General features: G+C 48.5%; 11 protein-coding genes. 10 read left to right on the top strand and 1 reads right to left on the bottom strand.

What is annotated here, in order from left to right; genetic code table 11:
• Window positions 1-284: 284 nt before the first annotated feature.
• The 7 genes from WH46_RS02500 (at window position 285) to tsaD (ending at window position 6,853) form a co-directional block, all read left to right on the top strand.
• Window positions 285-1,220: an ABC transporter ATP-binding protein gene (locus WH46_RS02500; RefSeq protein WP_407944394.1), complete on the top strand. Its 936-nt coding sequence runs from the start codon at window positions 285-287 to the stop codon at window positions 1,218-1,220.
• Window positions 1,213-1,989, top strand: a complete 777-nt coding sequence (locus tag WH46_RS02495) for an ABC transporter permease (RefSeq protein WP_046225556.1) — start codon at window positions 1,213-1,215, stop codon at window positions 1,987-1,989. The genes WH46_RS02500 and WH46_RS02495 overlap by 8 nt, the downstream gene beginning before the upstream one ends.
• 294 nt (window positions 1,990-2,283) lie before the next feature.
• A complete protein-coding gene (gene cls, locus WH46_RS02490) occupies window positions 2,284-3,714 on the top strand; it encodes a cardiolipin synthase (RefSeq protein ID WP_017812851.1) in 1,431 nt (476 codons plus the stop codon).
• Between the two features lie 211 nt (window positions 3,715-3,925).
• Window positions 3,926-4,420, top strand: coding sequence for a tRNA (adenosine(37)-N6)-threonylcarbamoyltransferase complex ATPase subunit type 1 TsaE (gene tsaE, locus WH46_RS02485; RefSeq protein WP_046225555.1), 495 nt, complete (start codon window positions 3,926-3,928; stop codon window positions 4,418-4,420).
• Entirely contained in the window at window positions 4,420-5,259 is an 840-nt protein-coding gene (gene tsaB, locus WH46_RS02480; protein WP_046225554.1) for a tRNA (adenosine(37)-N6)-threonylcarbamoyltransferase complex dimerization subunit type 1 TsaB, read from the top strand. Before tsaE ends, tsaB begins: the two co-directional genes overlap by 1 nt.
• A gap of 65 nt (window positions 5,260-5,324) precedes the next feature.
• Entirely contained in the window at window positions 5,325-5,795 is a 471-nt protein-coding gene (gene rimI, locus WH46_RS02475) for a ribosomal protein S18-alanine N-acetyltransferase (protein ID WP_046225743.1), read from the top strand.
• The gene (tsaD, locus tag WH46_RS02470; protein ID WP_046225553.1) at window positions 5,792-6,853 is read left to right on the top strand and encodes a tRNA (adenosine(37)-N6)-threonylcarbamoyltransferase complex transferase subunit TsaD; all 1,062 of its coding nucleotides are present in this window, start codon (window positions 5,792-5,794) and stop codon (window positions 6,851-6,853) included. Before rimI ends, tsaD begins: the two co-directional genes overlap by 4 nt.
• 593 nt (window positions 6,854-7,446) lie before the next feature.
• Here the strand turns inward: tsaD and WH46_RS02465 are convergent.
• Window positions 7,447-9,390: an ABC-F family ATP-binding cassette domain-containing protein gene (locus WH46_RS02465; RefSeq protein WP_046225552.1), complete on the bottom strand. Its 1,944-nt coding sequence runs from the start codon at window positions 9,388-9,390 to the stop codon at window positions 7,447-7,449.
• 404 nt (window positions 9,391-9,794) lie between these two features.
• Here WH46_RS02465 and WH46_RS02460 point away from each other — a divergent pair, with 404 nt between their 5' ends.
• The 3 genes from WH46_RS02460 (at window position 9,795) to WH46_RS02450 (ending at window position 11,524) form a co-directional block, all read left to right on the top strand.
• Complete coding sequence (locus WH46_RS02460) at window positions 9,795-10,424, top strand: 5-formyltetrahydrofolate cyclo-ligase (protein ID WP_046225551.1); 630 nt, start codon at window positions 9,795-9,797, stop codon at window positions 10,422-10,424.
• A gap of 16 nt (window positions 10,425-10,440) precedes the next feature.
• Window positions 10,441-10,962: a cyclic pyranopterin monophosphate synthase MoaC gene (gene moaC, locus WH46_RS02455; RefSeq protein ID WP_017812858.1), complete on the top strand. Its 522-nt coding sequence runs from the start codon at window positions 10,441-10,443 to the stop codon at window positions 10,960-10,962.
• A gap of 64 nt (window positions 10,963-11,026) precedes the next feature.
• Window positions 11,027-11,524, top strand: coding sequence for a MogA/MoaB family molybdenum cofactor biosynthesis protein (locus WH46_RS02450; RefSeq protein ID WP_017812859.1), 498 nt, complete (start codon window positions 11,027-11,029; stop codon window positions 11,522-11,524).
• The last annotated feature ends 70 nt before the right edge of the window (window positions 11,525-11,594 follow it).

Here is an 11,594-nt window from a genome sequence, read left to right as displayed (position 1 = left end):
CTGGGTATGCCGGAATGGCAGTTCACCAATACCATACATAGAATGCCAGACAAAAGGGAATTACAGTACAGGAAATAGGACAGCAGACAACAGTGAATTACACTATGGAGTGCCAAGCAATCAATTAGCATTACATTGAATACACAGTCAGAAAGGAGCTTTACCTTATGGATCTTTCATCAACAAAGAATACTTCCGGCACAGAGACATCTTCGTCGTCTTCTGTACCCTCAGCCAATGTGAAGTCAGCTGATCATATGGACAGTAGTCCCCGTCTGGATGCGATTCTGCCTGCAGGCAGTGAGCTCCCAGTCGTACAATTTCGCGGTGTTACCAAAAAGATCGGTTCCAAAACGATTATCGATAATCTGACGCTGGATGTACCTCGGGGGCGCGTATTCGGATTTCTCGGTCCCAACGGTTCGGGCAAGACGACTACTATTCGGATGCTGGTTGGACTGATGTCGATAACATCTGGCGATATACTGATCGAAGGTCAGAATATCCGTACCCACTTTGAGGAAGCCATTGCCAAAGTCGGAGCCATTGTCGAGAATCCGGAAATGTACAAATACATGAGCGGATATCAGAATCTGATGCAATATGCACGAATGTCACCGGGTGTCGACAAGCAGCGAATCAGCGAAGTGGTACAGTTTGTCGGTCTGGGCAATCGTATTTATGACAAAGTCAGCACCTACTCTCTCGGGATGCGTCAGCGTCTCGGTGTGGCACAGGCGCTTCTGCATCGTCCACGTCTACTGGTGCTGGATGAACCAACGAACGGTCTGGACCCGCAGGGAATCCGGGAACTACGTGACTACTTGCGCGCGCTCAGTCGGGAAGAAGGCACGACTGTCTTCGTCTCCAGTCATTTATTATCCGAAATGGAACTGATGTGTGATACAGTTGCCGTGATCAACGGTGGTCGTCTGGTAGATGTAAGGCATCTGGATGCTTCGACTACCGCAGCAGATGGGGCTGGAGTCAAGATGATGATACGCTTTGAGACCGATCAGCCGGAGCTTGCTGCACAGCTGAGTGGAGGCGGACTGGTCAGCGGTAGCAGCTGGACGATTGCTGCGGATCGTCAGGAGATTGCCCGGCTAAATGCACTGCTGGTCAACAACGGTATTGCTGTCTACAGTATTACTCCTATCCGGGAGACGCTGGAAGACCAGTTCCTCGCGATGACGAGAGAGGGGGAGCGTCATGAGTGATTTTGTACAGTTGGTCTGGAATGAAACGCTGAAAATCTATCTGCGCGTCTCTACCTGGATTTTGCTGATCTTCCTGGTCGTTATTTCGCCAACGATGCTGCTGCTTATGCATATGAGTGAAATTCGGCTCGGTGCTCATCAGGCGATTGGGCAGTCTTTTACAATGTATTTTCTGGTTATTCTGTTCTCGCTTATTATTGCCTCGGATTCGGTAGCAGGGGAGTTTGCTACGGGAACGATCAAGCTGCTGCTGATTCGCCCTTGGAAGCGCTGGAAGATTCTCTGCTCCAAGTTCCTGTCGGTTGCTCTGTTCACTCTCGTATTGACACTGCTGTTCCTGCTGGTGATTAGCGTAATATCGTATATGCTGTTTCCTTCATCGTCTTCTGCATTGTTTGGTGATAGTGAAGGAAGTTTGTTCTTGCTTTTGCTGTATAATTACATTCGTGCGCTTTTACTGGCTTCTTTTGCCTTTATGCTGTCTGCTCTGTTTCGCTCAACCGCTTTAGCGATTACGCTGGCGATTCTGCTTTATTTTGCAGGCAATATCATTACGCCGCTGCTTCATGCTTTTCTGCAGCCCAAGGATTACTGGATCGTCAAGATTTTCCTGCCGACGAATCTGGATCTGACGCAGTACATGAAAGACCCCAACGGATTGTTTGGCGTAACTTCCATTGGTTGGTCGCTGATGGTACTGGCTGTATACTTTGTAATCTTTATGCTTATCTCCTGGTGGTCATTTACCAAACGGGATGTAAAGGCTTGATAATAGGGTCTCAGCATGAGAATAATGAGATCGACCCTATCCTGAATAGCAGTACTGCGCGTCCTTCCTGCCGGAAGGGCGTTTTGCTGATGCTATCAACTGCCGGATGCAGCTCTTTTCATTAAGCCAAATTAGCAAAGGTATCATATGGAATATTTTACAAGGGTCTGGAGTGAATCAGTTGGGGGATGCTGTGGTTATATGGATAACAGTACAATTGTCGCTAAATAAGTACAGCATCTGATATGATACGGTTTGTATACCATTTTTATTTAGCCGGAAAGGAAGCGCAGCATGATCTGGTTGTTTATTTTGTGCATTATATTTATTTCCCAGATAGGTACGATTCTGGTATTGGAGTTCCGTTCACCGACCAAAGCGGTCGCCTGGATGTTTATTTCCTTTTGCGTTCCTTTTATCGGGTTTATCGTGTATTACTTTGTGGCACGCAACTATCGCAGCCGCAGAACGATCCGTAAAAAAGGAACGATTATTTTCCGTGAAGTACGCAGTCGGCTCTGGAAGCAAGCCGCTGTTATCCGCTCGGCCGAAGATATGGGCAATGAAGAATTTCTGGCACAGGGACGATTGTTCTCGCTGCTGTCCCATCTGACCGAGAATCCAATCACTTCATGCAGCCAGATCGAAGTGCTGACCGATGGCAAGCCGACTTTTACGGCAATGCTCAAGGCACTGGAACAGGCTCAGCACCATATACACATCCAGTTCTACATTTTCCGCGATGATATGATTGGCCGGGAATTTACCGAAGTGCTGATCCGTAAAGCGCAGTCCGGTGTCAAAGTACGGATGATGTGCGATGGACTGGGCAGTTATCATCTCAAGCACAAATTTGTCAAAAAGCTCAAAGCTGCCGGTGTAGAATTCCATTTCTTTTTGCCACCGTTTACTTCGTTTATTCAGCGTGAAGTCAATTACCGTAATCACCGCAAAATTCTCGTTATCGATGGAGAGGTCGGTTTTATCGGCGGACTGAATATCGGTGATGATTACCTTGGACTCTACTCCAGTCTTGGATACTGGCGGGATACGCACCTGGAAGTTCGCGGGGATACGGTTTACTTTTTACAGATTGTGTTTCTGGAAGACTGGGAGTTTGCTTCCGGTCAGCGAATCACCGATCCGGTCTATTTCCCCGAGCATCAGTGTGCCGGACAAGAACGGGCATTGATCGTAGCCAGCGGTCCGGATCGTAACTGGAATGCCATCCAGGAGATGTGTTTCAGTGCACTGGCTGTAGCTAAGCGGCGTATCTGTATCACAACGCCGTATTTTATCCCGGATCAGAGTATTTATGCAGCGATCAAGACAGCTGCGGTCAGCGGGGTAGAAGTGGATATTATTATTCCCAAAATATCCGATTCCCAGATTGTTCAATACGCATCCCTCTCTTATATCGAGGAACTGATGAGAGTCGGCGTACGGATTCACCAGTATGAAAAAGGATTCGTTCATGCCAAAGTAATGATTATCGATGATCTGCTTGCGTCGGTCGGTACAGCCAATATGGATATGCGCAGCTTTTATAGCAATTTCGAGCTGTCTGCCATTTTGTTTGAACAGGAGACGATCGAGCGGCTGATGGAGGATTTCAATCGGGATCTGAAGGAAAGCAGCCGAATCAATTATCATGAATTTATCCGTCGTTCCCGGGTACAGAAGACTATGGAGACTTTGTCACGCATGCTGTCGCCTCTTTTGTAGGACAGCCGGATTCATGAACAAGATAACCCTGATACAAAAAGGAACAGACCGGCCTAAGCAGCAGTGGAATATGATATAATCTCTGTAACAGCCTGCATGTTGCAGAGATTTTTTTGCGATAAAGCAGGATTATCGGCTGTGCCGGTACAAGATTATTGATAGAAAGCAGAATAGCCGCAGGAATTTGCGACTATTTGCAACGGAGGCACTCATGGCGAATCAGAAGCCGCAACATTACTACGAATACCGGAGCCATAATCTGGAGGAGACAGAGCAACTGGCTGCTTTTCTGGCACAGCGTGCCATACCGGGGACGATGATTACACTTGATGGTGATCTGGGAGCCGGCAAGACGCATTTTTCCAAAGCATTTGCTCGCCATCTGGAAGTTCCGGGCATGGTGAACAGCCCTACTTTTACCATTATCAAAGAGTATGAGGGACGTATGCCCTTTTACCATATGGATGTATACCGGATCAGTGAGCCGGAAGCAGCTGATCTGGGATTGGATGAATATTTTTTTGGAGAAGGTGCGACGCTGGTCGAGTGGTCAAGCCGAATCGAGGATCTGCTACCCGAAGAGCGGCTGGCTATCCAGATTACCGTAAATGAAGATGACAGCCGTACAATTGCCTGCACCGGTTATGGCGAACCCTATGCCGCATGGTGCCAGGAGCTCATACAGAATGGAGTCAGTGACAATTGATGAATGAAATGAACAGACAACCGCGCAAGCGGTTTTTGGTTTTGGATACGGCTACGGCTGCGCAGGCTGTAGCCATTATGGAAGATGAACAGGTACTGGCTGCTCATAGCAGTAATGCCGATCGCAATCATTCGGTAGGCTTGATGGACAGTATTACTACGCTCATGACGCAGACAGGTACGGAGCGTCATCAGCTGGATGGAATTGCAGTAGGGATCGGTCCCGGTTCGTATACGGGAATCCGGATTGCTGTGACGACGGCCAAGACACTGGCATGGACGCTTCAGATTCCTGTTGCAGGCTTCTCGAGTCTGGCTGCGCTGGCATGGAGCGGTTATCATGCTCGTGCCGAAAGGGAAGAGACAGATACAACGCAGTCGGCAGATCATGAAGCACAGTCGTTTTCCTTTGCCGAGACAGCATCTGGACTGGACTGGATCATTCCATTGATCGATGCCCGGCGTGCGCAGGTCTATACTGGTCTTTTTCAGATTAGTGCAGAACAGCAATTGCCGCAGCAGTTACAGGATGACCGGATTATCTTGATGGATGAATGGATGCAGCGCATGGGTGAATATTATCAATCCCTGCCGGAAACCGAGCGTCCACAGCGTATCCTGATCGTTGGAGAGACAGCAGCCCATACCGAACGTGCAGAACAGCTGCGCACGATTGTAGGAGAGCGTCTGCAGATCCGTGCCAGCAGTCTCGAAGCGCAGCGTGCCGGACAGATTGGCGCCGCGCGTCTGCTCGCCGGACAGAATGACCCTGTGCATACCTTGTTACCCAATTACACGCAGCTGTCGGAGGCGGAAGCCAATCTGCTGCGTCATTCCTAGAGAGAGGAAGTGCAGCTGTGGAATCACTATTCAGCCCTCGTGAGGAGCAACCGGCTCTTCGCAGGATGACGATCGAAGATATTACGAAAATTATTGAAATTGAACATGAGGCATTTACTCTTCCATGGACCGAAGAAGCATTCCGCAATGAGCTGACGATGAACCATTTTGCCCGTTATCTGGTAATTGAACTGGAGGGTATCATTGTTGGCTATGCAGGGATGTGGACCATTATGGATGAAGCCCATGTGACCAATATAGCGATCCGCGAATCATGCCGTGGTCGCAAATTGGGACAGATGCTGCTGCTCCGGCTGATGGAATGGGCAGTAGAACTCGGAATGGTACGGATGACGCTGGAAGTTCGCGTCACGAATGAGCCAGCCCAGAATCTGTACCGCAAGCTTGGTTTTGTAGATGCAGGGGTACGTAAGGGATACTATTCGGACAATAATGAGGATGCACTGATTATGTGGTGTGAGCTTCCGCAGCATGGGGAGCATGGAAATATGGAAGGAAGCGTGGATTATTCATGATAAAGCAGGAGCACCAGCAGCAGGTGTGCAATATTCTGGCGGTCGAGACGAGCTGCGACGAGACCTCGGTAGCTATTGTCCAAAACGGTAAAAAGGTATTGTCCAATCTGGTATCCAGCCAGATCGAGACGCATAAGGCATTTGGCGGCGTTGTTCCGGAAGTGGCTTCCCGCAAGCATGTGGAGAGTATTACACTGATGATTGAGGAAGCGATCAACGAATCGGGATTGTCTCTGCAGGATATCTCCGCTGTAGCCGTAACCGAAGGACCGGGACTTGTCGGTGCGCTGCTGGTAGGGATTATGGCGGCCAAAAGCCTGGCTTTTGCGCTGGACAAACCGCTGATCGGTACGCATCATATCGCCGGTCATATTTATGCGAACAATCTGGTAGCAGACATACAGTATCCATCGCTGGCTCTGGTCGTATCCGGAGGTCATACCGAGCTGGTATTGCTGGAGGGCGAAGGTCAGTTCAAGCTGATCGGCAGCACCCGTGATGATGCTGTGGGCGAAGCGTATGACAAGGTGGCGCGCGCACTCGGGTTCCCTTACCCTGGGGGGCCTTATGTAGACAATCTGGCAATGGAAGCAGCTTCTGCTGTTGATCTGCCGCGTGTCTGGCTGGAGCCGGGATCGTATGATTTTAGCCTGAGTGGTCTCAAATCAGCAGTACTGAATGTAGTGAACCAGAAGAAGATGCGCGGAGAAGAGCCGATGACGGCCGAGATTGCCCGTGGATTCCAGGAAGCCGTCGTCGAAGTATTGGTGGAAAAGGCTATTCGTGCTGTGCATGCCTACGGTGTACGTCAGCTGCTACTGTGCGGCGGCGTAGCGGTCAACAAAGGACTGCGCAAAACGCTTACCGAGCGATGTGAACGCGAGCAGATTGAGCTGCTGATTCCGCCATTTGAGTACTGTACCGATAATGCAGCCATGATTGGTGCTGCTGCTTATCTCAAATGGAAACATGGAGAATTTTCCGAACTGGATATCAAGGGTGATCCGTCCATGTCTCTGGAAAAATGGTCGGTCGCAAGTTCGCCACAACTCGGTTGATTCAAAAAGTGATTGTACAGCTATTAAAGGCAGTCGCAGAACAAGTATAGATGTGCCAGCTAGATAGCAAGATTATACATCTGGTCAAATTACCAGCAAATAAAAGGCTGTTCCCGGAAGCAATGATACTTCAGGGGAACAGCCTTTTTATAATAGAATGTTTTACTTAATGGATGTCAATTGGATAATAAGTCACTTCAGACAATTAACAAATGGAAAATAATGGATTTTAAATTGCGCAGCATGAGCAGTCGTGACTGTCAAGATGTTAACAAGTTTATCCACATATCCCCTGCAATTTGTGTATAAGATTGAAATAAGGCGTTGCATTAACCTTTTCTTTAAATCTGAAACAGGGGATAGAATATAACTGGAATTATTATCAAATCTGTGGACAATGTGCATAACTCGGTGGATAAATATGGATAAAATCAGAAAGTGGCGATTTATAAGCAAAAATCGAATAGTAACATCCAATATTTCCCGTTGATAACCCTGCCTAACTGTGGATAAACCTGTTTACAAATCCAAACGCTCTTTCTTACAAAAAGTATATATATTTTACAAATTCGTGGACAGCTCTTGACAGCAACCTACTCGGCTGCAAGCAGTTCCCATTCTTCATAGGCATCTTCCAGTGCCTGCTGATGACGTGCAATCTCTTCTTGACGGGATTGCACGGCTTCGTAGTCCTGATACACCTCAGGTAACGTAAGCTGCTCTTCCAGTTCGGAAATTCGTTCTTCCCAGCCGGCGATATCAACTTCCAACTGCTCCAGCCGACGCTTGCGGTTGCGTTCTTCCCGTTTGGCTTGTTTGCCTTCTTCATAAGAATTGGCAGGTACAGCTATACCGGAAGCAGCAGCCGTCGCAGCCGACTTGGCTTGCACAGCAGCAGCAGCTTCTTCAGCGAGCTCCTTCAGTTCCTGCTTTTTGGCCGTATAATCATCAAAGTTACCGAGATAAGTAGTCAATCCATCCGGACGCAGTTCCAGAATGCGTTCTGCCATTTTATTAAGGAAATAACGGTCATGGGAAATGAATAGCAGCGTGCCTTCATAATCCATTAATGCCGATTCCAGTACTTCCTTGCTCATTAGATCCAGATGGTTGGTCGGCTCATCGAGAATAAGTACATTGGCTTCAAGCAGCATAAGTTTGGTCAGGGAAACTCGGGCTTTCTCGCCCCCGCTAAGTGCAGATACTTTTTTGAGTACATCTTCACCGCTGAACAGGAAGTTGCCAAGCACTGTACGGATACGAACCTCTTCCAGATGCGGGAAACTGCCCCACACTTCTTCAAGTACGGTATTATTCGGGTTCAGATGCCCCTGTTCCTGGTCATAGTAACCAATCTTGGTTTTGGCGCCCCATTCGATCTTGCCTGCATCGGGAGGATGATCACCGATCAGGGATTTGAGCAGAGTGGTCTTGCCGGTACCATTGGGACCGATGAGTGCAACCATATCTCCACGCCATAATTCAAAGGAAATCGGCTCGAACAGACGCTGTTTGTCTTCATAGGACAAGGTCAGATTATTCACGCGTAGCACATCTTTACCCGATACGACAGAAGCTGTAAAGGAGAAGCTGGCTTTTTTGAGATCACCCGCAGGACGATCCATGCGATCCATTTTCTCCAGTGCCCGGCGGCGGCTCTGTGCACGTTTGGTAGTTGAGGCACGTACGATATTTTTCTGGATAAATTCTTCCATTTTGGCGATTTCATCCTGCTGTTTATCGAATTGTTTGACGGCCGTCTCGTATTCCGCTGCTTTGATATCGATATAGCGGCTATAGTTGCCCGTATACCGTTTGGAGCGGTGGCGTTCAATCTCGACGATGCCAGTTACCAGACGGTCGAGGAAATAGCGGTCATGAGAGACGACCAGCAGAGCGCCGGAATAGGCACGCAGATAATCTTCCAGCCAGGCCAGCGTATCCAGATCCAAATGGTTGGTAGGCTCATCGAGCATCAGTAGATCGGGTGCCTGCAGCAGGATGCGGGCCAGAGCCAGCCGGGTTTTCTGACCGCCGCTGAGTGTGGATACGGGAGTGTCCTGGGAGAATTCGGCAAAGCCCATTCCGTGCAGAATACTGCGAATACGTGTCTCCATCTCATATCCGCCGCGTTCGCGGAACCAATCGGATCGCTGGGCATAACGCTCCAGCAGATCGGCATAGGCTTTTTCATCTGCCATGCGATCCGGATCGGCAATCTGCTGCTCCATGGTGCGCAGCTCCTGCTCGGTATCGATCAGATCAGCGTATACCGAGCGCATTTCTTCACCGATCGTACTGCCGTGATGCAGTCCGCTGTTCTGTGCCAGGTAGCCCAGCGTCAATTCTTTGCTGCGAAATACCTGACCGCTATCGTAGGACATTTCACCAGCCAGTATTTTGAGCAGAGTCGATTTGCCGGCCCCGTTTACACCGACCAGACCAATACGTTCTCTTTCCTCAATTTGCAGGTTAATCCCATCCAGAATGGGGGTAATTCCGTATAGTTTGGTAATTCCGCTTGCTTGTAATAGCATCTATTATCATCCTTCCAAGTGCCGGAGTGCCGGACACGAACTTAATGTAATCAGAGACAGAAACAGCATGTGGAACATTCAATGATTGATCACTTTCGCAAGAGTATCGGGTTCTTCCACTGTCTGCCGTTTTTGTTATGGCAAAGAAGATTATATCCTTATTATAAAAGAGCTTGCTTCTCATCATGCAGGAAGCAGCCGGGATCGGTCTTAGACCATCCTATTCAGTGTACATGAAACCGCGTTATTTTGCATGGCTTATTCCTTGTACAGCAGATGGTTACGATACTGTAAATGATGCAAAGTGAAATTGGTTTTTTGACAGGAAAGTGTTACACTGTCAATATGAATGACTCAGGCCTACCATCCGGTCAAGCAGCCTGATCTGCAGGAGGAGGTAGCTGGTGAATTTAGAATCCGGAAAATCTCTTTTGCGCAAGCAGCTTAAACAGCGGCGTCTGAATATGGACCCTGCACAGAGAATCAAAGAATCGGCAGACATCTGTACTGCCGCTCAGTCATATATAGAACAGTTACGTACTGCAAACGACTCCTCCCCATTAACGATATTCAGTTATCTGGCTTATCGGGATGAACCGGACACGCTTCCGCTACTGGAGTATTGTTGGCAGCAGGGAGATACAGTACTGGTACCGCGTATTGATCTTCATCATAAAGGTATTTTCCATCTGCATCGTATTGATTCGATTACCGATGTACAGCCAGGTGCTTATGGCATTCCGGAACCGAGTGAAGGATTACCTGCTTTTCCGCAGGAACAATGGCAGGAGATTGATCTGGTTATTGTTCCTGGGCTGGGATATGACTTACAGGGCAGCCGGATCGGTTATGGTGGCGGATACTATGATCGTTTTATGCACAAGTTAACAGTATCGTCCAAACAGCGTCCATTATTGGGGGCTTTTGCTTTTGAAACGCAGATCATGCCATCTATTCCAATGGAGTCGCATGATTTTCGGATTGATATTTTATTTACCGCTTCGGGATATCGGTATACGAAGCAGCAGGTTTAGGGAGAGTTGGGATACAATGAGCCATCGGGAAAATGAAGAATATGAAGGATTACCGGTATCTTCGGGCAAGCTGACCCATTTCAATGAGCAGGGTCGGGCGCGCATGGTCGATATTTCCGGCAAGGAAAGTTCGGTAAGAAAAGCGGTTGCTTCTACTCGTGTTATCATGAAGCCGGATACACTGGCAGCTATCAAAGCGGGCCAGATTGGCAAGGGAGATGTACTGGCTGTTGCGCAGGTGGCAGGTATTCAGGCTGCCAAGCGTACATCGGACTGGATTCCAATGTGTCATCCGCTACCGCTCACCGGTATTAATGTTACCTTTGAGGATAATGGCCGGGATGAGCTGCATATCGAGGTAGAGGTGAAGACCGAAGGCAAAACCGGTGTGGAAATGGAAGCACTCACAGCCGCTTCGGCAGTCGCTCTGACCGTCTACGATATGTGCAAGGCGCTGCAAAAAGATATGATTATCGGTCCAACACTGCTGCTCTCCAAAAGCGGAGGCAAAAGTGGAGACTATACGATAGATTCATAGATATCCTGTACAGATCAATAAAATACAGAATATGGATTGGCATAGAGATAGGGAGGGTGAGCGTATGGTTTGGAGAACGGCTATTCTCACAGCCAGCGATAAAGGAGCACGTGGAGAGCGTGAAGATACAAGCGCACAGGTCATCCGTGAACTGGTAGAAGAAGAACTGGGCGGTAAGATTGTAGAATATCGTGTGGTACCGGATGAACCGGATGAGATTATTGCTGCATTAATTGAAATGACAGAATATTTTAACGCCGATCTAATTCTGACAACAGGTGGAACAGAGCTGGCCCAGCGTGATGTGACGCCGGAAGCAACGCGCCGTGTGATTCAGCGTGAAGTACCCGGAATGGCAGAAGCCATGCGCGCTACCGTAATGCAGAAAAACCGTTCAGCCATGTTGTTTCGCGGGATCTGCGGGATTCGCGAACGCAGCCTGATCGTTAATCTTCCGGGTTCTCCCAAAGGCGTACATGAGCACCTGGCAGCCATTATGGACCAGTTGCCGGAAGCGCTGCTGATGATTACCGGACAATACAGTCCGAATGATGAGCGATAAACGGATGTATATTTCACAGCAAAGCTAATTGTGAAAATATAGAAGTTATGGAACTCCTACAGGACTATCG

Origin of the sequence: Paenibacillus dauci (assembly GCF_000971985.1) — a bacterium.
Taxonomy (GTDB): domain Bacteria; phylum Bacillota; class Bacilli; order Paenibacillales; family Paenibacillaceae; genus Saccharibacillus; species Saccharibacillus dauci.
Note: the sequence above shows the minus strand (reverse complement) of the source record. Positions and strands in the feature narration are given on the sequence as shown.